This window comes from Klebsiella sp. C349492 (genome assembly GCF_042055345.1).
In the GTDB taxonomy this organism is placed as follows: Bacteria; Pseudomonadota; Gammaproteobacteria; order Enterobacterales; family Enterobacteriaceae; genus Klebsiella; species Klebsiella scottii.
On record NZ_JANQCE010000005.1, the window covers coordinates 308,939 to 330,404 of the forward strand.

Consider the following 21,466-nt stretch of genomic DNA (forward strand, 5'->3'; position numbering starts at 1 on the left):
CCGTTAACCGATGTACCAGGAATCGTGAATGGAACTATTAACCCAATTGTTAAATGCTCTGTGGAGCCAGGATTACGAAACTCTCGCCAATCCCTCCATGATTGGCATGCTCTATTTCGTCTTATTTATGATCTTATTTCTCGAAAACGGCCTGCTTCCGGCCGCTTTTTTACCGGGCGATAGCCTGTTAGTTCTGGTTGGCGTCCTGATTGCTAAGGGCGCAATGGGCTTTCCCGAAACGCTGCTGCTGCTCACCGCCGCCGCCAGCCTCGGCTGCTGGCTGAGCTATATTCAGGGCCGCTGGCTGGGCAATACGCGAATTGTGCAAAACTGGCTTTCGCATCTGCCGTCCCACTACCACCAGCGCGCGCACCATCTTTTCCATAAGCACGGGCTTTCCGCGCTGCTGATTGGCCGCTTTATCGCTTTCGTTCGCACCCTGCTGCCGACGATTGCCGGCATCTCGGGGCTGAATAATGCGCGCTTCCAGTTCTTTAACTGGATGAGCGGCCTGCTGTGGGTACTGATTCTGACTTCACTGGGCTACCTGCTGGGCAAAACGCCAGTATTCCTGAAATATGAAGATCAGCTCATGTCCTGCCTGATGCTGCTGCCGGTGGTACTGCTGGTGTTTGGCTTAATCGGCTCGCTCATTGTGATGTGGAAGAAAAAACACAGAAGTCGGGGCTGATGATGGTTAAAAAACGCCCTTCTCTGCGTCAGACAGGCTGGATGCTGGGCGGTTCTCTTTTGCTGTGCGCCCTGTTCTGGCTTTGGCTGGCGGCGCAACACCACGAAGCCACTCTCGCTATCCACCCTGTAAGTCAGGATGTTGGCATGCCGGACGGCTTTTCCGTCTGGCACCATCTTGATGCCAACGGCATTCGTTTTAAAAGCATCACGCCGCAAAAAGATGGCCTGCTGATCAAATTCGATTCCAGCGCCCAGGGAATAGCGGCGAAAGAAGTGCTGGGACGCGCCCTGCCGCACGGCTATATTATTGCTTTGCTGGAGGAAGATAACACGCCGACAGCATGGCTCTCCCGCCTGCGCGATACGCCACACAGGTTTGGATAATTGCCAAAATTCTGAATATTTTCACGCAGTTTGGTGGTTTCCTGTTTTCCTTACTATGCTTAAGACTGCGGGAGCCACCGGGCTGACGTTAATCAACTGGATCGGGTATATCTTATGAATATGCCCTCACACAATGGAAGGTAGCATCCATGAAACACCGCATCGCTTTGCTCCTGGTTTTAACTTCGCTTAGCACCAGCGCTTTTGCCCTCTCCCCCTGTCAGGAAAAAGAGCAGGATATCCAGCGGGAGATTAGCTATGCCGAGAAACATCACAATCAGAACCGTATTGATGGCCTCAACAAGGCGCTGAGTGAAGTTAAGGCCCACTGTAGCGACAGCAAGCTTAAAGCCGATCACCAGCAAAAAATCGCTAAACAGCGGGAAGAAATTAGCGAACGTCAGCGCGATCTGCGCGAAGCCAAACAGAAAGGCGATGCTGAGAAAATCAGCAAGCGTCAGCGTAAACTTGATGAAGCGCAGCAAGAGCTGAAAGCGCTTGAGTCACGTGAGTACTAGTATGTATATGGATCACTTTACAGGAGAGAAAGATGCCTAAAGATAACGTTGCAGACGACCTGCGTGCAGAACTGAAGACTCTGGCTGATACCCTGGAAGAAGTACTGAACTCCTCCACGGATAAATCGAAGGAAGAGATAGGCAAGCTGCGCAGCAAAGCGGAAAGCGCGCTGAAAGAAAGCCGCGTGCGCCTGGGTGAAACCGGCGATGCCATCGTCAGGCAGACCCGTGAAAGCGCCGCTCGCGCCGACGAATACGTTCGCGAAAATCCGTGGACCGGCGTAGGTATTGGCGCAGCCGTTGGGCTGGTGCTGGGTGTCCTGCTGACGCGTCGCTAATTATGGCGGACTCTCAACGCACGCAAGGACCAGGTCAGAGCGTTTTCGGCATTGGCCAGCGCATCGTCTCGCTGCTGGTTGAAATGGTGGAAACGCGTCTGCGTCTGGTGGTCGTGGAGCTGGAAGAAGAGAAGTCTAACCTCTTCCAGCTGTTTCTGATGCTGGGGCTGACCCTGCTGTTCGCCGCGTTCGGGTTGATGAGCCTGCTGGTGCTCATTATCTGGGCCGTCGATCCGCAGTACCGCCTGAACGTCATGATAGCGACCACCGTCGTGCTGCTGCTCGCTTCGCTGATCGGCGGTATCTGGACGCTACGTAAGGCCCGGCGTTCCACATTCCTGCGTCACACCCGCACAGAGCTGGCTAACGACAGAGCGCTGCTGGAGGATGATCAACCGTGAGCAGTCAACAGGAACGTGAGCGGCGTAAGGCCCTTCTGCTGCGGCAGATCCAGCAGCAGCGGCTGGATTTAACCGCCGGCCGCCGCGACTGGCTGGCGGCCACCGCGCCGCTCGACCGAGGCTGGCTGACGCTGCAAAACCTTCGCTCGTGGGCGATGGTCGGCAGCGGCATCATGGCAATCTGGTCAGTTCGCCATCCTCGCTTTCTTCTGCGCTGGACCCGGCGCGGCGTCGGCGCCTGGAGTACCTGGCGCATGGTCAGAGGCCTGCTGCGCCAGCAATCATCGCGCTGAGTTTTTCCCCCGCTCTGCTCTCAGGACCTTAACCGGTCCTTTTATTTGTCTGTCGCATAAGCAATTACTCAGAATTCTTGAAGAAGATCTACAGTTTTCCTTGCTAACAATTACTTCAACCTCTCGCTAATATTCTCTCCATCGACAGCAACCCCGCGTAATTACGCAGGTTTGCGCCAAAAAACAAAATCGCCGCCCTTTGGGTTTTCTGGAGTAAGAAATGAAAAAATTAGAAGATGTTGGTGTACTGGTAGCACGTATCCTGATGCCAATCCTGTTTATCACCGCAGGCTGGGGAAAAATCACCGGATATGCCGGCACTCAACAATACATGGAAGCCATGGGCGTACCGGGTGCATTACTGCCGTTAACCATTCTGCTTGAGTTCGGCGGCGGCCTGGCAATCCTGTTCGGTTTCCTGACCCGTACTACCGCGCTGTTCACCGCCGGCTTTACCCTGCTGACCGCGTTCCTGTTCCACAGCAACTTTGCTGAAGGCATGAACTCCCTGATGTTCATGAAAAACCTGACCATCGCAGGCGGCTTCCTGCTGCTGGCTATCACCGGTCCGGGCGCATTCAGCATCGACCGCGTGCTGAATAAAAAGTGGTAAGCGCACTATACTGAATCGAAAAGCGAGGAGATATCTCCTCGCTTTTGCTATCTACAGTCTGAAGGAGGAAAAAATGGGCCAATTAGTCGACGGCGTCTGGCACGATACCTGGTATGACACCAAATCCACCGGAGGACGATTCAAGCGTTCCGTTTCGGCCTTCCGTAACTGGCTGACCGCCGATGGCGCTCCGGGGCCGAGCGGCGATGGCGGCTTCGCTGCCGAAAAAGATCGCTATCACCTGTACGTTTCTCTCGCCTGCCCTTGGGCGCATCGCACCCTTATTCTGCGCAAGCTAAAAGGCCTGGAGCCGTTTATCTCCGTCTCGGTGGTGAATCCCTTGATGTTCGAGAACGGCTGGACGTTCGATAGCAGCTTCCCTGACGCTACCGGCGATACGCTGTATCAGCACCAGTTCCTTTATCAGCTCTATCTGCATGCCGACCCGCAATATACCGGGAGAGTGACGGTGCCGGTACTGTGGGATAAAAAGCAGCAAACTATCGTCAGCAACGAATCAGCTGAAATTATTCGTATGTTCAATACCGCCTTCGACGGGCTTGGGGCGACGGCCGGAGATTACTATCCGCCTGCGCTACGCGAGAACATCGATGAGCTGAACGGCTGGATTTACGACAGCGTGAACAACGGCGTTTATAAAGCCGGGTTCGCCACCAGCCAGCAGGCTTATGATGAAGCCGTTGATGGCGTATTTGCTTCGCTGGAACGCCTGGAACAGATCCTTGCCCGGCACCGTTACCTGACGGGCGACCAGCTGACCGAAGCCGACATTCGTCTGTGGACGACCCTCGTGCGCTTCGACCCGGTGTATGTGACCCACTTTAAATGCGACCAGCGGCGCATCAGCGATTATCCTAATTTGTACGGCTTCCTGCGCGACATCTACCAGATGCCGGGCATTGCGGAGACCGTTGATTTTGGCCATATTCGCAACCACTACTACCGCAGCCATAAAACCATCAACCCGACCGGAATTATCTCCGTCGGTCCGCAGCAGGATCTCAACGAGCCGCACGGCCGCGATCTTCTTTTTCGCTGATGTATCGGGCGCCCTTTGCGGCGCCTGAAATTTCAGAGCCGCGATATTTACCCGCCTTTCATTCACGTCTATTCTTATTACGATCTCTTTAAAAACAAGTGATTGACGGCTAATCGAGGCATGAGAATGGACTGGTATCTACGGGTAATAAGAAACTATATTGGCTTTGGCGGCCGCGCCCGCCGTAAAGAGTACTGGATGTTTATTCTGGTCAATATCATCCTGACCGGCGTACTCAGCATTATCGATAAAATGCTGGGCTGGCAGCGGGCGGGAGGTGAAGGCATCCTGACGACGATTTACGGCGTGCTGATCTTTTTGCCGTGGTGGGCGGTACAGTTTCGGCGTTTGCATGACACGGACCGCTCGGCGTGGTGGCTACTGCTGCTGCTGATCCCGGTGATTGGCTGGCTGGTGATTCTGGTGTTCAATTGCCAAAGCGGAACGCCCGGAAATAACCGCTTCGGGCCCGATCCAAAACCCCTTTCATCGTGAACAACGCGCGCCGCCTTCGGGCGGCACGCGGCGCTGATTTACTTCCCGGTAAACAGTCGCGGAATTTCCCGCAGGCACCAGGATTTAGCCTCGCCCATGCTATCGCGGCGCCAGGCCATAATAATGTCAATCTCATTGGTATATTCCGGGCTGACAACCCGTAAGCGCCCTTCGGCAATATCCTGCTCAACCAGCGGGTAAGGCATTGTCGCCACCCCCAGCCCTGCCAGCAGCGCCTGGCGCTTATCTTCAATCGTACTGACCGTTAAACGCGGCTGCTTGTCGAGCAGCTGCACCGTCAGTACCGGACGTTCACGCGCGGTATCCGCCACCGCCACGCCGCGATATTTCACCCGCGTGACTTCGGAAAGCGGCTCCGGCTCCTGATGAATAGGGTGATTCGGCGCCGCAACATAGACGTTCAACACCGAGTAGAGCTTACGCGAGTTAATTTCCGACGAAGAGCGAAAATGCATATCCGGCGCGACGACGATATCCGCCCGGCCCTGCTCAAGGCGCTCCCATGCGCCGGCAAGCACTTCCGTAATGACGGAGAGCTGCGTGTTCGATTTGGTCGCCAGCTTTTCAATCAGCGGGAAAAAGTCGGTGGTCGGTACCAGCGCTTCGGTGACGATAGTCAGGTGCGTTTCCCAACCGCGGGACAGCGCTTCAGCATCGGTAGTGAGCTTATCCGCCGCCTCCAGCAGGACGCGTCCGCGCTCCAGCAGCATGCGGCCAACGTTGGTGAATTTTGTTCGATGACCGGAGCGGTCAAACAGCACCACGTCCAGCTCCTCTTCCAGTTTTTGCATCGTGTAGCTAAGCGCCGAAGGGACGCGTCCGAGCTCGTCAGCCGCGGCGGCAAAGCTCCCACGCCTGTCGATCGCATCCATTACGCGCAACGCCTCCAGCGTTAATGCTCTCTCTTTAGCCATAGCGCTCTCATTCAGGAAATTTGAATATACCGGGCAGAATATCTGGCTAACAATACAGCGTCCATACCTTTACCATTGATTTAGTGTAAAGAGAGGTCAAGACAATGATTACTACCCGAACAGCCAAACAATGCGGACAAGCAGATTTCGGCTGGCTGCAGGCCCGCTACACCTTTTCCTTTGGACACTACTTCGACCCTAAACTGTTAGGCTACGCCTCCCTGCGCGTGCTCAACCAGGAAGTTCTGGCACCGGGCGCATCGTTCCAGCCGCGTACCTATCCGAAAGTCGATATCCTGAATCTGATCCTGGAAGGTGAAGCGGAGTACCGCGATAGCGACGGCAACCACATGCACGCCAAAGCCGGCGAAGCGCTGCTGATTTCGACCCAGCCGGGCGTCAGCTACAGCGAGCATAATCTGAGTAAAGATCGTTCGCTAACGCGGATGCAGCTGTGGCTGGACGCCTGCCCGGAGCGTGAAAATCCGCTGGTACAGAAGATGAGTATCACCGAAGGTCCCCGGCAGCTGCTGGCTTCACCCGACGGCGCGCAGAATAGTTTGCAGCTACGCCAGCAGGTCTGGATCCATCATCTCGATCTCGCTAAAGGCGATCGGATTAACGTGCAGCTTCACGGACCGCGCGCCTATCTGCAGTCGATTCACGGGACCGTGCACGCCGTGGCGCATGAAGAGGAAAAGCAGGCGCTGACCTGCGGCGACGGCGCATTTATTCGTGATGAAGCTAACATTACCCTCGTTGCCGATACGCCTTTGCGCGCTTTACTGATAGATTTACCGGTGTAAAAACGGGAGTCATGGAGCTTATCAGTGAGTAAGAAGAAATCGAAGAAGAGCGCATCGCCGATTCAGCAGACCTTGCCGGAAACAACAAACGTCGTCAGCTTTGGCTACGAAGAGATGCTAAGCGAGCTGGAGGCTATCGTCGCCGATGCGGAGATACGGCTTCAGGATGAAGAAAAAGTCGCCTGATACCCAAAATCGGCTCCTGCCGGGGCCGATGCTGCTTCATCCCGCCTGACCAGGCCATTTTGACCTCCGCCGTGCGGCTTTGTTTTCATAAAGAGCGTCGTGGACAGTCATTCATCCGTGCGGAAAGCACAAAACCCGCCGGAGCGGGTTTGGTGTCGAATGAGTTGAAGCTGACCGATAAGCCGCGTTCTTTTCATGGAAAGCGTCGTGGACAGTCATTCATCCGTGCAGAAAGCACAAAACCCCGCCGAAGCGGGGTTCCTGAATAAAGTTGAAGCTGACCGATAAGCCGCGTTCTTTTCATGGAAAGCGTCGTGGACAGTCATTCATCCGTGCAGAAAGCACAAAACCCCGCCGAAGCGGGGTTCCTGAATTAAGTTGAAGCTGACCGATAAGCCGCGTTCTTTTCATGGAAAGCGTCGTGGACAGTCATTCATCCGCGCAGAAAGCACAAAACCCGCCGGAGCGGGTTTGGTGTCGAATGAGTTGAAGCTGACCGATAAGCCGGGTTCTGTCGTGGACAGTCATTCATCTAGGCCAGCAATCGCTCACTGGCTCAAGCAGCCTACCCGGGTTCAGTACGGGCCGTACCTTATGAACCCCTATTTGGCCTTGCTCCGGGTGGAGTTTACCGTGCCGCGAACTGTTACCAGCCGCGCGGTGCGCTCTTACCGCACCCTTTCACCCTTACCTGATCCCGCTTGCGCGGGCCATCGGCGGTTTGCTCTCTGTTGCACTGGTCGTGGGTTTCCCCCCCAGGCGTTACCTGGCACCCTGCCCTATGGAGCCCGGACTTTCCTCCCCTCCGCCCGTCTCCCCCGAAGGAGGACGACGACGAAGCGGCGACTGTCTGGTCAGCTTCGGCGCGAAGTATAGAGGGTTTGCCGCCGGTTGTCATCCCTCCATCGCCATCCCGGCCCGCAATGTCGCGGCGATATTGCGCGACGCGCGATAAATATTGTCCGATGCCCCGCGAAACGCCTCTTCCAGCGTTGTAATGTTGGTCAGCACGCTGAATACCGCATCGATGCCAAACTGATGCACCACGCCAACGTCGCGGGTCAGGCTACCGGCAATACCAATCACCGGCTTATGGTATTTTTTCGCCACGCTCGCCACGCCGACCGGCACCTTGCCATGAATACTTTGGCTATCAAGCCGCCCTTCGCCGGTCACCACCAGCGAGCAGTCGAGAATATGCTCTTCCAGATTCAGCGCCTGGGTGACAATCTCGACTCCGCTGCGCAGTTCGGCATTCAGGAACGCCATCAGCGCGGCCCCCATACCTCCGGCGGCGCCGGCTCCCGCCACCTGTTTCACGTCCACGCGCAAATCCGTTTTTATCACATCGGCATAGTGTTCAAGATTGCGATCCAGCTCAAGGATCATCGCTTCGGTCGCTCCCTTCTGCGGGCCAAAAATACGCGAGGCGCCCACATCACCAGTCAGCGGATTGGTCACGTCGCAGGCTACGCGGATCGCACACTCCTGAAGCCGGGTGTCCAGACCGCGGAGATCGATAGCATTCAGGCTGGCGAGGCTCCCGCCGCCGTTGCCAATCTCGCTGCCATTAGCATCGCGGAGGCTGGCTCCTAGCGCCTGCACCATGCCAGCGCCGCCATCGTTAGTGGCGCTGCCGCCGATGCCGATAATGATATTTTTCGCCCCATGATCCAGCGCCTGGAGAATCAGCTCGCCGGTCCCGCGCGATGTCGTCAGCAGCGGGTTGCGCAGCGCCGGCGGAACCAGACCCAGTCCGCTGGCGGCCGCCATCTCGATAAACGCCGTTTTACCGTCGCCGGACATTCCCCAGCTGGCATTCACCTTTTCACCTAACGGCCCCGTAACCAGAGCGGTATATTCAGAACCCTGCGTGGCGGCAATCATGGCCTCAACGGTGCCTTCACCACCGTCTGCAACCGGAACGGAAACATACTCTGCATCGGGGAAAATTTCCCGAAATCCTTTTTCTATCGCCTGAGCTACCTCAATGGCAGAAAGGCTTTCTTTATAAGAGTCTGGGGCGATTACGATTTTCATAGTTATGTAGCCTGACAGTGCCGCGCAAGGCAAGAATTACAGGGCGCGTTTCGCGCCCTTCTTGTTAGCGAGTGACTTCCACTTTCGCCAGTTTTTCGTAATAGCATGCCAGCGCGCTGTGGTCGGCGGTACCCAGACCGTCGGCACGCAGCGCCTGCATCATTTCCATCACCGCCGCCGTCAGCGGCAGCTGAGCGCCCACGCCGTGGGACGTATCCAGCGCATTGGCCAGATCCTTAATATGCAGGTCGATGCGGAAACCCGGCTTGAAGTTACGATCCATGACCATCGGCGCTTTCGCATCCAGCACGGTGCTCCCCGCCAGGCCGCCGCGGATAGCCTGATACACCAGATCCGGATTGACGCCCGCTTTGGTGGCCAGGGTCAGGGCTTCAGACATCGCGGCAATATTCAGCGCGACGATCACCTGGTTGGCCAGCTTCGTCACGTTGCCTGCCCCTACTTCTCCGGTGTGCACGACCGAACCGGCCATCGTCTTCATCAGGTCGTAGTATTTATCGAAGATAGCCTTATCACCGCCAACCATCACCGACAGCGTGCCGTCGATCGCCTTCGGCTCGCCGCCGCTTACCGGCGCGTCGAGCATATCCACGCCCTTCGCTTTCAGCGCTTCGCTGATTTCGCGGCTGGCCAGCGGCGCGATGGAGCTCATATCAATCAGTACGGTACCCGGCTTCGCGCCGTCAATAATGCCGTTTTCACCCAGCGCCACTTCTTTCACATGCGGGGAGTTCGGCAGCATCGTGATAATCACATCGCACTGTTCGGCAATAGCCTTCGCCGTTGCCGCTGTTTCTGCCCCGGCAGCAATCGCTTCGGCAACCGCTTCAGGATTACGGTCGGAGACCACCAGCGAGTAACCGGCTTTCAGCAAGTTTTTGCTCATAGGCTTGCCCATGATGCCCAGGCCAATAAAACCAACTTTCATCGTCATAACGTTCTCTCTCTTTTGATCCCGAGGGTTATTTTTTAAAAGAATCCGCAAGCTTCTGCGTGGCGGAGCGGAATGCGCCCAAATCGCTGCCGACGGCAACAAAGGTTGCGCCCCATTCCAGATAGCGACGTGCATCGGCCTCTACCGGCGCCAGAATTCCGCTCGGCTTGCCGTGCTTTTTCGCACTCGCAAAAATTTGCTGAATAGCGCGCTGAACCTCAGGGTGCGAGGCATTGCCCAGATGGCCTAACGCCGCGGCGAGGTCGCTTGGGCCGACAAAAATGCCGTCAACGCCTTCGGTTGCCGCGATGGCATCGACGTTATCTACGCCCTGCTGGCTTTCAATCTGTACAAGAATGGTGATGTTTTTGTTTGATTGCGCGAAGTAATCCGGCACGGTGCCAAACATGTTGGCGCGGTGAGAAACGGACACCCCGCGGATGCCTTCCGGCGGATAGCGGGTGGAGGCCACGGCGTTAACCGCCTCTTCTTTACTTTCAACAAAAGGGATCAGGAAGTTATAAAAACCGATATCCAGCAGGCGCTTAATGATAACCGGCTCGTTGGTCGGTACCCGGACAACCGCAGCGCTGGAGCTGCCCTTCAGGGCCATCAGCTGTGGAATAAAGGTCGTAATATCGTTTGGCGCATGCTCGCCATCCAGCACCAGCCAGTCAAAGCCCGCCAGGCCTAATACTTCGGTGCTAACGGGGCTGGCCAGCGCGGACCAGCAGCCAATCTGAACCTGATGAGCAGCCAGCGCCGCCTTGAATTTGTTCGGGAAGATATCGTTATTCATCGCTTATACCTTGTCACTTAACCGTGAATTATTTTTGCAATTCCATACGTTTGATGTCGCCAACAATGAAGAGGTAGCAAACCATCGCCATCAGAGCTGAACAACCGACAAACACCAGCGCTGCGTTAAATGAATGCAGTTCGCTGACCAGATAGCCGATGACCAGCGGAGTAACAATGGACGCCACGTTACCGAATACGTTGAAGACCCCGCCGCACAGACCAACAATCTCTTTCGGAGCGGTATCGGAAATCACCGGCCAACCGAGGGCACCAAAGCCTTTACCGAAGAACGCCAGCGCCATCAGGGTCACCACCAGCGCGGTGTTATCGGTGTAGTTACACAGAATAATGGTTGAGGCCAGCAGCATGCCGAGAACGATGGGCAGCTTACGAGCCAGAGTGATAGAAAAACCGCGCTTAATCAGATAGTCGGAGAACACGCCGCCCAGTACGCCGCCGGCGAAACCGCACAGCGCCGGGATGGATGCCACCAGCCCCACTTTCAGAATCGACATCCCCTTTTCCTGCACCAGGTAAATCGGGAACCAGGTGAGGAAGAACCAGGTGATGGTGTTGATAAAATATTGGCCAAAGAATACGCCCAGCATCATGCGGTTGGTTAACAGCTGCTTGATATAGTGGAGTTTAGGCCCGCTGGCCGCATTGCCGCCGGGCTTTTTATGGTCCATATCCACTACCGCGCCGTTGTCAGAGATAAACTTCAGCTCTTCTTTTGACATCCGCGGATGGTCGGTCGGGTTATGAATCAGCTTTGCCCACAGGCCGGTGAGGATAAAACCAATGACCCCCATGACGGTAAACACGTGCTCCCAGCCCCAGGCGAAGGTTAACCAGCCGAGCAGAGGCGAGAACAGCGCCAGTGAAAAATATTGTGCAGAGTTAAAGATAGCGGAGGCGGTACCGCGCTCTTTCGTCGGGAACCAGGCCGCGACGATACGGGCGTTAGCCGGAAATGATGGCGCTTCCGAAAAGCCCAGCATAAACCGCATAATGAACATCGAGATCCCGGCCCAGGCAAGCGGAAAGACGTCAACAAAGCCCTGCAGAAAGGTAAACAGCGACCAGAAGAACAGACTGTAGGTGTAGACTTTCTTCGAGCCAAACTTATCAAGCAGCCAGCCGCCGGGGATTTGCATCAGCAAATAGGCCCAGCCAAAGGCGGAGAAAATGTATCCCATCGACACGGCGCTGAGCTGAAGCTCTTTTGCTACTTCGGTTCCGGCAATGGAGAGCGTTGCGCGGTCGGCATAGTTAACGGCGGTGACGATAAATATTATCAGTAAAATTAAATATCGGGTGGGGAATCCCTTTTTTGTTGCTTCAACCGTATCAAGCATCATTTTATTTACCTCAGGTACTCGAGAAGTTATTTTATTATTACTTGAGCGTTACACTAAAGATGCCCTTCAAATAAAAACAAACATCAAATAGCAAATCTGGCGTAATGAAATCGTCATTCAGTATAAACAGCAGGCATCCACCGCGCATTGTGCAAACGCACAATTAATTAGGTTAATATAAATATTACTTTAAACATATGCATATAATAATGGGCGCTGATGCACATATTTACGCTTTGATGCCGCTGCTGGCGCGGCTATCACGATAATGAGTGATCGCGGTCACATTCTTGATGGCGAACTCCTGACATTCTAATTCCACAATACTGAGAACATCCTCAATTAGATTCAAAATATATAGATTTTATTATTTTATTATCCCCACCTGGCTGGAGAATACTGGACAATGGCCGACATCGAAATTAGACAAGAATCGCCCAGCGCGTTTTATATAAAAGTACATGACACCGATAATGTGGCAATTATTGTTAATGATAATGGTCTGAAAGCCGGGAGTCGTTTCCCGGACGGACTGGAGCTGATTGAACATATTCCTCAGGGCCATAAGGTGGCGCTGGTGGATATTCCCGTTCACGGCGAAATCATCCGCTATGGCGAAGTCATCGGCTACGCCGTTCGCGATATCGCGCGCGGCAGCTGGATTGACGAATCCACGGTAGAACTGCCCAGCGCGCCGCCGCTGAATACCCTGCCGCTGGCCACCAAAGTCCCGCAGGCGCTGCCCGCACTGGAAGGGTATACCTTTGAAGGCTATCGCAATGCCGACGGCAGCGTCGGGAGCAAGAATCTGCTCGGCATCACCACCAGCGTGCACTGCGTGGCTGGGGTTGTCGATTACGTGGTCAAAATCATCGAACGCGATCTGCTGCCGAAGTATCCGAACGTCGATGGCGTCGTGGGCCTGAATCACCTCTACGGCTGCGGCGTAGCCATCAACGCGCCGGCGGCCGTCGTGCCTATCCGCACCATCCACAATATCTCGTTGAACCCGAATTTTGGCGGCGAGGTGATGGTTGTTGGCCTGGGCTGCGAAAAGCTGCAGCCGGAGCGCCTGCTGCAGGGGACAGAAGATGTCCAGCCTGTCGCCGTGGACAGCGCCAGCATCGTGCGGCTGCAGGATGAACATCACGTTGGCTTTAAATCAATGGTCGACGATATTCTGCAGGTTGCGGAGCGTCACCTGGCGAAGCTCAACCAGCGCCAGCGCGAAACCTGTCCGGCTTCCGAGCTGGTGGTCGGTATGCAGTGCGGCGGCAGCGACGCGTTTTCCGGCGTCACCGCCAACCCGGCGGTCGGCTATGCCTCCGACCTGCTGGTACGCTGCGGCGCGACGGTGATGTTCTCAGAGGTCACCGAAGTCCGTGACGCCATTCATCTGCTAACGCCACGCGCGGTGAACGAGGAGGTCGGTAAACGCCTGCTCGAAGAGATGGCCTGGTACGATAACTATCTCGACCTCGGTCAAACCGATCGCAGCGCTAACCCCTCTCCGGGGAATAAAAAGGGCGGCCTCGCCAACGTGGTGGAAAAGGCGCTGGGCTCTATCGCCAAATCGGGGAAAAGTGCGATTGTCGAGGTGCTGTCGCCGGGCCAGCGCCCGACGAAACGCGGGCTGATATTTGCCGCCACGCCCGCCAGCGATTTTGTTTGCGGAACCCAGCAGGTCGCGTCAGGCATTACGGTTCAGGTATTCACCACCGGCCGCGGTACGCCATACGGCCTCGTCGCGGTGCCGGTCATAAAAATGGCAACCCGCACCGAGCTTGCGAACCGCTGGTATGACCTGATGGATATTAACGCTGGCACAATCGCCACCGGCGAAGAGAGTATCGAAGAGGTTGGCCTGAAGCTGTTTGAGTTTATTCTTGACGTCGCCAGCGGCCGGAAGAAAACCTTCTCAGATCAGTGGGGGCTGCATAACCAGCTGGCGGTGTTTAACCCGGCGCCGGTAACCTGATTTACCGCCGGACGGCGCAGCGTTGAGCCTCTCTCCTGCGAGGAGAGGGGCCACGTTTAGCCCTTCACCAGTCGCACATCAATGCCGCTCTTGCGCAGCCCTTCAAGGCTTTCGGTCGGGATGCCTTCATCAACGATAATCATATCAATCCGCTGAGTGTCGATAATCTTATGCAGGCTCGAACGATTAAATTTCGTTGAATCGGTCACGACAACGATCCGCTCCGCCACTTCGCACATCCGGCGATTCAGACGCGCTTCATCTTCATTATGGGTACTCACGCCGCGATCGAGATCGATGGCATCGACGCCAAGAAAAAGCATGTCAAAGTGGTAATTCTGTAGAGACTGCTCCGCCTGGTCGCCATAGAACGACTGCGACTGGCGGCGCAGGTGTCCCCCGGTCATCAGCAGCTCCACCCCTTCGGCATCCAGCAGCGCATTCGCCACGTTCATCCCGTTAGTCATGACTATCAGATCGGTATGCTGACGCAGCATACGGGCAATTTCATACGTTGTGGTGCCGGAGTCGAGAATAATCCGGTGCCCCGGTTGAATCAGTTCTACCGCCGCCTGCGCGATGCTGCGCTTCACCGCGGTATTGAGCGCGCTTTTATCTTCCACTGACGGCTCCGCAGCGGGCGTTGTACCGTCACAGATCAGCGCCCCGCCATAGGCGCGAACGGCGATGCCCTGCTTTTCAAGAAAGGCCAGATCGTTGCGAATCGTCACCGTCGAGACGCCATATAGCAGAGCAAGGTCGTTCACCTGCACGCTTCCCTGCTGCCGCAGCCGCTGGATAATTTGCTCGCGCCTCTCACTGGTGCCGCTGATGCGCTTATCTGCAGAAGAGTCGGTACTGCTCATAAGTATTCCTTTAGCTAAATCTTTCGTTTCATTTCGTTTTGCCTATTAACACCTTTCTTTTAGCGGAATGCAAGCCCCGCAACGCGCTACGGCGGTCCACATCCTGACGCTGAAACCTTTCATTATGTTTCTTTTGTGAAATAGATCGGAAAACTATTATCTTTCGTTTTATTTTTACAGCACCATGACGCAGTATTAAATGAAACAAAACGAAAGATTAATGTCATTACCATCCGAAATGGAGAGGAAAGTGAAACATCTTACAGAAATGGTGGCACAGCATAAACGAGGGAGTACAAGCGGAATTTATGCCGTCTGTTCCGCGCATCCGCTGGTACTTGAAGCGGCCATTCGTTACGCCCGGGCCCAGCAGGCTCCGCTGCTGATCGAAGCCACCTCCAATCAGGTGGATCAGTTCGGTGGCTATACCGGCATGACGCCCACTGATTTCCGCGGCTTTGTCTGCCAGCTCGCCAGCTCGCTCGATTTTCCCCAGTCGCAGCTGATCCTCGGCGGCGATCATCTCGGCCCTAACCGCTGGCAAAATCTGCCCGCAGCCCAGGCGATGGCCAATGCCGACGATCTCATTAAAAGCTACGTCGCAGCAGGCTTTAAGAAAATCCATCTCGATTGCAGCATGTCCTGCGAGGGCGATCCGCTGCCGTTAACCGATGAGATCGTTGCAGATCGCGCCGCCCGACTGGCAAAGATAGCCGAAGAGACCTGCCGTAAGCACTTTGGCGAATCCGACCTGGTCTACGTGATAGGCACCGAAGTGCCCGTCCCAGGCGGCGCCCATGAAACGCTTACCGAACTGCAGGTCACCACTCCTGACGCGGCGCGCGCGACGCTGGAAGCGCATCGCCATGCCTTTGCGCAGCGCGGGTTGACCAATATCTGGCCGCGCATTATCGGGCTGGTGGTCCAGCCCGGCGTCGAATTCGATCATATCAACGTTATCGACTATCAGCCGCAGAAAGCCGTAGCGCTGAGCGCAATGGTGGAAGCTTATGACACGCTGATATTTGAAGCCCACTCCACGGACTATCAGACGCCGCAGGCGCTTCGTCAGCTGGTGAAAGATCATTTTGCCATTCTGAAGGTCGGCCCGGCGCTCACCTTCGCCCTGCGTGAAGCGCTGTTCTCGCTGGCGGCAATAGAGGAAGAACTCCTGCCCGCGAAAGCGTGCTCCGGCCTGCGTCAGGTGCTGGAAAACGTGATGCTCGATCGCCCGGAATATTGGCAAAACCACTATCACGGCGACGGCAACGCGCGGCGCCTGGCGCGCGGATACAGCTACTCCGACCGCGTCCGCTACTACTGGCCGGACAGCCAGATCGATGAGGCGTTTGCACGCCTGGTGCGCAATCTTGCCGACTGGACGATTCCGCTGCCGCTCATCAGCCAGTATATGCCGTTGCAGTACACCAAAGTTCGCGAGGGCGATCTCAAGGCGGCACCGCGGGAGCTCATCATCGACCACATTCAGGACATACTGCAGCAGTACCACGCTGCCTGTAAGGGCGTTACGTCCCATAACGCATAACAACGAAGAGGAAAACGCGATGCCAAACATTGTCTTAAGTCGTATCGATGAACGTTTGATCCACGGTCAGGTGGGCGTCCAGTGGGTCGGGTTTGCGGGAGCGAACCTGGTGCTGGTGGCCAACGATGAGGTTGCTGAAGATTCGGTACAGCAAAATCTGATGGAGATGGTGCTGGCGGAGGGGATCGCCGTGCGCTTCTGGTCGCTGCAAAAAGTGATTGAAAATATCCACCGCGCCGCCGACAGGCAAAAAATTCTGCTGGTCTGTAAAACACCGGCTGACTTCCTCAGGCTGGTGGAGGGCGGAGTTCCCGTCACGCGTATCAACGTAGGAAATATGCACTACGCCAATGGCAAACAGCATATTGCCAAAACGGTTTCTGTAGACGCGAACGATATTGCCGCATTTAACGGCCTCAAGGCCGCCGGGGTGGAATGCTTCGTTCAGGGCGTTCCAACAGAACCCGCTTTGGATCTCTTTAAACTACTCTGAGGGATTCATAATGGAAATCAGTCTGTTGCAGGCTTTTGCATTAGGTATTCTTGCCTTTATTGCCGGCCTGGATATGTTCAACGGGTTAACCCATATGCACCGTCCGGTGGTCCTCGGCCCGCTGGTGGGCCTGATTCTGGGCGATCTGCATACCGGTATTTTAACCGGCGGCACGCTGGAGCTGGTCTGGATGGGGCTGGCCCCGCTGGCGGGCGCCCAGCCGCCAAACGTGATTATCGGCACTATCGTCGGTACCACCTTTGCCATTACCACAGGCGTGAAGCCTGATGTCGCCGTCGGCGTCGCCGTCCCCTTCGCCGTCGCGGTACAGATGGGGATCACCTTCCTGTTCTCGGTGATGTCCGGCGTGATGTCCCGCTGCGACCGCATGGCGGCAAACGCCGATACCAGGGGTATTGAGCGAGTGAACTATCTGGCCCTGCTGGCGTTAGGGATCTTCTATTTTCTCTGCGCCTTCCTGCCTATCTTTTTCGGGGCGGAACATGCGAAAACCGCCATCGATGTGCTACCGGAGCGCCTGATTGACGGCCTCGGCGTGGCGGGCGGCATCATGCCGGCTATCGGCTTCGCCGTGCTGCTGAAAATCATGATGAAAAACGTCTATATCCCCTACTTTATCATCGGCTTTGTCGCCGCAGCATGGCTGAAGCTACCGGTGCTGGCGATTGCCGCCGCGGCGCTGGCGATGGCGCTCATTGACCTGCTGCGCAAATCTCCGGAACCGGCTGCGCCGGCGGCACAGAAAGAGGAATTCGAAGATGGCATCTAATCAAACCACTCTGCCAGGCGCCTCCACCTCCGAAGAGACGCTGCTTTCCGGCGTGAATGAAAACGTCTACGAAGACCAGACCCTCGGTGCGGAGCTGACGAAAAAAGATATTAACCGCGTCGCCTGGCGCTCTATGCTTCTGCAGGCCTCGTTCAACTACGAACGTATGCAGGCGTCCGGCTGGCTGTACGGCCTGCTGCCGGCGCTGAAAAAGATCCACACCAACAAACGCGACCTGGCACGCGCCATGAAAGGTCATATGGGGTTCTTCAACACCCACCCGTTCCTGGTGACCTTTGTCATCGGCATCATCCTCGCGATGGAGCGCTCCAAGCAGGACGTCAACAGCATCCAGAGCACTAAAATCGCCGTCGGCGCCCCGCTGGGCGGGATTGGCGATGCGATGTTCTGGCTGACGCTGCTGCCGATTTGCGGCGGCATTGGCGCCAGCCTCGCGCTGCAAGGTTCTATCCTCGGCGCGGTGGTGTTTATTGTGCTGTTTAACGTGGTGCATCTCGGGTTGCGCTTTGGCCTTGCGCACTATGCTTATCGTATGGGCGTGGCGGCGATACCGTTAATTAAAGCCAATACCAAAAAGGTCGGGCACGCGGCGTCAATCGTCGGGATGACGGTGATTGGCGCGCTGGTGGCAACCTATGTTCGCCTCAGCACCACGCTGGAGATCACCGCAGGTGATGCGGTGGTGAAACTGCAAACGGATGTTATCGATAAGCTGATGCCGGCGTTTCTACCGCTGGTTTATACCCTGACCATGTTCTGGCTGGTGCGCCGCGGCTGGAGCCCGCTGCGACTCATCGCGCTCACCGTCGTACTGGGTGTCGTGGGTAAATTCTGCCACTTTCTGTAAATACAAAGAGGTATGCGATGTTAGGTATTATTTTGACGGGTCATGGCGGCTTTGCCAGCGGTATGGCAATGGCGATGAAACAGATACTGGGCGAGCAGTCGCAGTTTATCGCTATCGATTTTCCGGAAACCTCAACGACCACACTGCTCACCTCACAGCTTGAGCAGGCGGTGAGCCAGCTGGACGCTGAAGACGATATCGTTTTTCTGACGGACCTGCTGGGCGGGACGCCGTTTCGCGTGGCCTCAACGCTGGCGATGCAAAAACCAGGGAGGGAAGTGATCACCGGCACCAATCTGCAGCTGCTGCTGGAAATGGTGCTGGAACGTGAGGGCCTGAACGGCGAGGCGTTTCGTCTGCAGGCGCTGGAGTGCGGGCACCGCGGGTTAACCAGCCTGGTCGACGAGCTCGCGCGCTGTCGCGAAGAGAAACCGGTAGAGGAAGGGATATGACGCAGATTCTGCGCGCCAGACGCCTGCTGACCGAGCAGGGCTGGCTTGCCGATCATCAGCTGCGTATAGAAGCTGGCGTCATCACCGCAGTCGAGCCGGTTCCCGCCGGCGTGACCGCTCGCGACGCCGATCTGCTTTGCCCGGCTTACATCGATATTCACGTCCACGGCGGCGCGGGTATTGATGTGATGGACGAAACGCCGGACGCGCTCGACAGGCTGGCAATATATAAAGCGCGCGAGGGGGTCGGCGCCTGGCTGCCGACCACCGTCACCGCACCGCTGCCGGCCATCCACGGCGCGCTGGAACGCATCGCCCGGCGAGTGCTTTCCGGTGGCCCCGGCGCGCAGGTGCTGGGCAGCTATCTGGAAGGGCCCTACTTCACTCCGCAGAATAAAGGCGCCCATCCGCCTGAGCTGTTCCGCGAGCTGGACGTCGCCGAGCTGGACTCCTTGATTACCTGCTCGCGACGAACCCTGCGGGTGGTGGCGCTGGCGCCGGAAAAGCCGGGGGCAATAGCGGCGATTCATCATCTTAAACGGCAGGGCGTGCGGGTGATGCTGGGCCATAGCGCCGCCACCTATGACCAGACCCGTGCCGCCTTCGCTGCCGGCGTCGACGGGCTGGTGCACTGCTACAACGGGATGAGCGGATTACATCACCGGGAACCGGGCATGGTCGGCGCCGGGTTCACCACGCCGCAGGCGTGGCTGGAGCTTATTGCCGACGGGCATCATGTCCATCCCGCCGCCATGCGTCTGTGTTGCTGCTGCGCCGGGCAACGCATTGTCCTGATCACCGATGCGATGCAGGCAGCCGGTATGCCCGATGGCCGCTATTCGCTCTGCGGCGAAGCGGTGGAGATGCGCGGCGGTATCGTACGAACGGCCTCCGGTAGCCTCGCAGGCAGTACGCTCTCGCTTGATGCGGCCGTTCGCAACATGGTCGAGCTGGCGGGTGCTGCGCCGGAAGATGCCATCCATATGGCTTCGCTGCACCCCGCCCGCCTGCTGGGTATCGACGACCGATTGGGATCGTTACGCACGGGGAAATGCGCGAATGTTATTGCGCTAAACGACAGGCTACACCTTCAGCAAATCTGGATTCAGGGCCAGGCTCTCCCCCTTTAGCCCTTTCATTATGTGTCATGTTGGCCTTCGCCCTCTGCGCGCAAGGCCTTTCTTTTTCTTGCGAAAATAGCGTCAATCCTCGCGATTATTTAATTAAAAAAATATATTTATCATATAGATATATAAATTCATTGCTTTTTGATCACAGTTTTCGTTTTATTTCTTGTTTCTTTGATTGAACTTTCGATTTCTTTGCTATAAATTTTATTTAACTGATTACATGAATAAGTGAAACGAAACGAAAGATAGCGACAATTTTGCCAGCGTCTGATGTGGAATTCACACGACTAAGGACTGAGTTATGCCTGAAACCTATACCGCAACCTCCGCCGCGACCGGCACCTGGACAGAAGCCGAAATCCGTCAACAGCCCGCCAGCTGGCTCCGCTCGCTGACCAACATCGACAATCTCCGTTCGGCGATCGACGACTTCCTCGCGCCATTGCTGCGTAAAGACGATTTGCGAATTGTTCTGACGGGGGCAGGAACCTCCGCCTTTATCGGTGAGATCGTTTCGCCCTGGCTATCGCGTCACACCGGAAAAAACATCAGCGCGGTGCCAACGACCGATCTGGTAACCAATCCTATGGACTACCTGAACGCCGCGCACCCTCTGCTGCTGGTCTCCTTCGCCCGCTCCGGCAATAGCCCGGAGAGCGTCGCCGCCGTAGAGCTGGCCAATCAGTTCGTCCCGAACTGTTACCACCTGTCGATTACCTGTAATGAAGCCGGCAGCCTGTATCAAAACGCGGTAAACAGCGACAACGCCTTTGCGCTACTGATGCCGACAGAAACGCACGACCGCGGCTTCGCGATGACCAGCAGTATTACCACCATGATGGCGAGCTGCCTTGCGGTGTTCGCGCCCGAAGCGATCAACAGCAGGACCTTCCGCGACGTGGCGGATCGTTGTCAGACGATCCTCACCTCGCTCGGCGAATTTAGCGGCAGCGTATTTGGCAATGAGCCGTGGCGACGGATCGTCTATCTCGGCAGCGGCGGATTACAGGGCGCGGCGCGCGAATCGGCCCTCAAGGTCCTCGAGCTGACCGCCGGTAAACTGGCGGCGTTTTATGACTCCCCAACCGGCTTTCGTCACGGGCCGAAATCACTGGTGGATAACGAAACGCTGGTGGTGGTGTTTGTCTCCAGCCACCCGTACACGCGCCAGTACGACCTCGACCTGCTGGCTGAACTGCGTCGCGACAAACAGGCAATGCGCGTGGTGGCGATTGCCGCCGAAGCCGCAGCCCCTGTCACTGCGGGTCCGCACATCCTGCTGCCGCCTTCCCGCGCTTTTATCGATGTCGAGCAGGCTTTCTGCTTCCTGATGTATGCCCAGGCGTTCGCGCTCGCGCAGTCCATCAGCGTTGGCAATACCCCGGATACCCCTTCCGCCAGCGGTACGGTTAACCGCGTGGTGCAAGGCGTCGTCATTCACCCCTGGAATGCTTGAGAGGAGCG

At 56.4% G+C, this 21,466-nt stretch carries 25 protein-coding genes and 1 other RNA gene; 19 read left to right on the forward strand and 7 right to left on the reverse strand.

Annotated elements, in window-relative coordinates; translation table 11 throughout:
• The first annotated feature begins 28 nt into the window (after window positions 1-28).
• From yqjA to NWP14_RS19305, 9 genes are all read left to right on the forward strand, one after another.
• On the forward strand, window positions 29-691 hold the full coding sequence (yqjA, locus tag NWP14_RS19265; RefSeq protein WP_045856710.1) for a DedA family general envelope maintenance protein YqjA: 663 nt from the start codon (window positions 29-31) through the stop codon (window positions 689-691).
• Complete coding sequence (mzrA, locus tag NWP14_RS19270; protein ID WP_189339851.1) at window positions 691-1,077, forward strand: EnvZ/OmpR regulon moderator MzrA; 387 nt, start codon at window positions 691-693, stop codon at window positions 1,075-1,077. Before yqjA ends, mzrA begins: the two co-directional genes overlap by 1 nt.
• A gap of 149 nt (window positions 1,078-1,226) precedes the next feature.
• Window positions 1,227-1,595 (forward strand): DUF1090 domain-containing protein, encoded by a 369-nt coding sequence (locus NWP14_RS19275; protein ID WP_095099746.1) that lies wholly within the window; start codon window positions 1,227-1,229, stop codon window positions 1,593-1,595.
• 32 nt (window positions 1,596-1,627) lie between these two features.
• The gene (locus tag NWP14_RS19280) at window positions 1,628-1,933 is read left to right on the forward strand and encodes a YqjD family protein (RefSeq protein WP_041147347.1); all 306 of its coding nucleotides are present in this window, start codon (window positions 1,628-1,630) and stop codon (window positions 1,931-1,933) included.
• 2 nt (window positions 1,934-1,935) lie between these two features.
• The gene (locus NWP14_RS19285; protein ID WP_095099749.1) at window positions 1,936-2,334 is read left to right on the forward strand and encodes a phage holin family protein; all 399 of its coding nucleotides are present in this window, start codon (window positions 1,936-1,938) and stop codon (window positions 2,332-2,334) included.
• Complete coding sequence (locus NWP14_RS19290) at window positions 2,331-2,627, forward strand: YqjK-like family protein (RefSeq protein WP_331834944.1); 297 nt, start codon at window positions 2,331-2,333, stop codon at window positions 2,625-2,627. The genes NWP14_RS19285 and NWP14_RS19290 overlap by 4 nt, the downstream gene beginning before the upstream one ends.
• A 220-nt stretch (window positions 2,628-2,847) precedes the next feature.
• Complete coding sequence (locus NWP14_RS19295) at window positions 2,848-3,240, forward strand: DoxX family protein (protein WP_095099755.1); 393 nt, start codon at window positions 2,848-2,850, stop codon at window positions 3,238-3,240.
• A gap of 73 nt (window positions 3,241-3,313) precedes the next feature.
• On the forward strand, window positions 3,314-4,300 hold the full coding sequence (locus NWP14_RS19300) for a glutathione S-transferase family protein (RefSeq protein ID WP_095099760.1): 987 nt from the start codon (window positions 3,314-3,316) through the stop codon (window positions 4,298-4,300).
• A gap of 126 nt (window positions 4,301-4,426) precedes the next feature.
• Complete coding sequence (locus NWP14_RS19305; protein ID WP_095099764.1) at window positions 4,427-4,795, forward strand: DUF805 domain-containing protein; 369 nt, start codon at window positions 4,427-4,429, stop codon at window positions 4,793-4,795.
• Window positions 4,796-4,833: 38 nt separating this feature from the next.
• Here NWP14_RS19305 and NWP14_RS19310 read toward each other — a convergent pair whose 3' ends face one another.
• A complete protein-coding gene (locus NWP14_RS19310) occupies window positions 4,834-5,730 on the reverse strand; it encodes a LysR family transcriptional regulator (RefSeq protein WP_095099767.1) in 897 nt (298 codons plus the stop codon).
• Window positions 5,731-5,834: 104 nt separating this feature from the next.
• Here NWP14_RS19310 and NWP14_RS19315 point away from each other — a divergent pair, with 104 nt between their 5' ends.
• Window positions 5,835-6,536 carry a pirin family protein gene (locus tag NWP14_RS19315; protein WP_095099770.1) on the forward strand — a complete coding sequence of 234 codons (702 nt, stop codon included), beginning with the start codon at window positions 5,835-5,837 and terminating at the stop codon, window positions 6,534-6,536.
• 24 nt (window positions 6,537-6,560) lie between these two features.
• Complete coding sequence (locus NWP14_RS19320; protein ID WP_375215840.1) at window positions 6,561-6,722, forward strand: hypothetical protein; 162 nt, start codon at window positions 6,561-6,563, stop codon at window positions 6,720-6,722.
• Between the two features lie 484 nt (window positions 6,723-7,206).
• On the opposite strand, the gene rnpB is transcribed toward NWP14_RS19320, so the two are convergent.
• The 5 genes from rnpB to garP all read right to left on the reverse strand — a co-directional run bounded on the left by rnpB (window position 7,207) and on the right by garP (window position 11,879).
• Window positions 7,207-7,584, reverse strand: an RNA gene (rnpB, locus tag NWP14_RS19325) — RNase P RNA component class A.
• Between the two features lie 32 nt (window positions 7,585-7,616).
• On the reverse strand, window positions 7,617-8,762 hold the full coding sequence (gene garK / locus NWP14_RS19330) for a glycerate 2-kinase (protein ID WP_375215841.1): 1,146 nt from the start codon (window positions 8,760-8,762) through the stop codon (window positions 7,617-7,619).
• 64 nt (window positions 8,763-8,826) lie between these two features.
• Window positions 8,827-9,717 (reverse strand): 2-hydroxy-3-oxopropionate reductase, encoded by an 891-nt coding sequence (gene garR / locus NWP14_RS19335; protein WP_095099778.1) that lies wholly within the window; start codon window positions 9,715-9,717, stop codon window positions 8,827-8,829.
• A 28-nt stretch (window positions 9,718-9,745) separates the two neighbouring features.
• Window positions 9,746-10,516 carry a 2-dehydro-3-deoxyglucarate aldolase gene (garL, locus tag NWP14_RS19340; protein WP_095099781.1) on the reverse strand — a complete coding sequence of 257 codons (771 nt, stop codon included), beginning with the start codon at window positions 10,514-10,516 and terminating at the stop codon, window positions 9,746-9,748.
• A gap of 28 nt (window positions 10,517-10,544) precedes the next feature.
• A complete protein-coding gene (garP, locus tag NWP14_RS19345; protein ID WP_095099783.1) occupies window positions 10,545-11,879 on the reverse strand; it encodes a galactarate/glucarate/glycerate transporter GarP in 1,335 nt (444 codons plus the stop codon).
• A 406-nt stretch (window positions 11,880-12,285) separates the two neighbouring features.
• Between garP and garD the strand changes: the two genes are divergently transcribed.
• Window positions 12,286-13,857, forward strand: coding sequence for a galactarate dehydratase (garD, locus tag NWP14_RS19350; RefSeq protein ID WP_331834954.1), 1,572 nt, complete (start codon window positions 12,286-12,288; stop codon window positions 13,855-13,857).
• A gap of 56 nt (window positions 13,858-13,913) precedes the next feature.
• Here garD and NWP14_RS19355 read toward each other — a convergent pair whose 3' ends face one another.
• Window positions 13,914-14,723, reverse strand: coding sequence for a DeoR family transcriptional regulator (locus NWP14_RS19355; RefSeq protein WP_095099788.1), 810 nt, complete (start codon window positions 14,721-14,723; stop codon window positions 13,914-13,916).
• A gap of 238 nt (window positions 14,724-14,961) precedes the next feature.
• On the opposite strand from NWP14_RS19355, the gene kbaZ reads away from it, so the two are divergent.
• The 7 genes from kbaZ to NWP14_RS19390 all read left to right on the forward strand — a co-directional run bounded on the left by kbaZ (window position 14,962) and on the right by NWP14_RS19390 (window position 21,458).
• Window positions 14,962-16,269, forward strand: a complete 1,308-nt coding sequence (gene kbaZ, locus NWP14_RS19360) for a tagatose-bisphosphate aldolase subunit KbaZ (protein ID WP_095099791.1) — start codon at window positions 14,962-14,964, stop codon at window positions 16,267-16,269.
• Window positions 16,270-16,288: 19 nt separating this feature from the next.
• Window positions 16,289-16,762: a PTS N-acetylgalactosamine transporter subunit IIB gene (gene agaV, locus NWP14_RS19365; protein ID WP_095099794.1), complete on the forward strand. Its 474-nt coding sequence runs from the start codon at window positions 16,289-16,291 to the stop codon at window positions 16,760-16,762.
• A 10-nt stretch (window positions 16,763-16,772) separates the two neighbouring features.
• Entirely contained in the window at window positions 16,773-17,552 is a 780-nt protein-coding gene (agaW, locus tag NWP14_RS19370) for a PTS N-acetylgalactosamine transporter subunit IIC (protein ID WP_095099797.1), read from the forward strand.
• Window positions 17,542-18,420 carry a PTS N-acetylgalactosamine transporter subunit IID gene (gene agaE / locus NWP14_RS19375; RefSeq protein WP_375215842.1) on the forward strand — a complete coding sequence of 293 codons (879 nt, stop codon included), beginning with the start codon at window positions 17,542-17,544 and terminating at the stop codon, window positions 18,418-18,420. Before agaW ends, agaE begins: the two co-directional genes overlap by 11 nt.
• A gap of 17 nt (window positions 18,421-18,437) precedes the next feature.
• Window positions 18,438-18,872, forward strand: a complete 435-nt coding sequence (agaF, locus tag NWP14_RS19380; protein ID WP_375215843.1) for a PTS galactosamine/N-acetylgalactosamine transporter subunit IIA — start codon at window positions 18,438-18,440, stop codon at window positions 18,870-18,872.
• Complete coding sequence (nagA, locus tag NWP14_RS19385) at window positions 18,869-20,002, forward strand: N-acetylglucosamine-6-phosphate deacetylase (protein ID WP_375215844.1); 1,134 nt, start codon at window positions 18,869-18,871, stop codon at window positions 20,000-20,002. The genes agaF and nagA overlap by 4 nt, the downstream gene beginning before the upstream one ends.
• Window positions 20,003-20,303: 301 nt before the next feature.
• The gene (locus NWP14_RS19390) at window positions 20,304-21,458 is read left to right on the forward strand and encodes an SIS domain-containing protein (protein ID WP_095099809.1); all 1,155 of its coding nucleotides are present in this window, start codon (window positions 20,304-20,306) and stop codon (window positions 21,456-21,458) included.
• The last annotated feature ends 8 nt before the right edge of the window (window positions 21,459-21,466 follow it).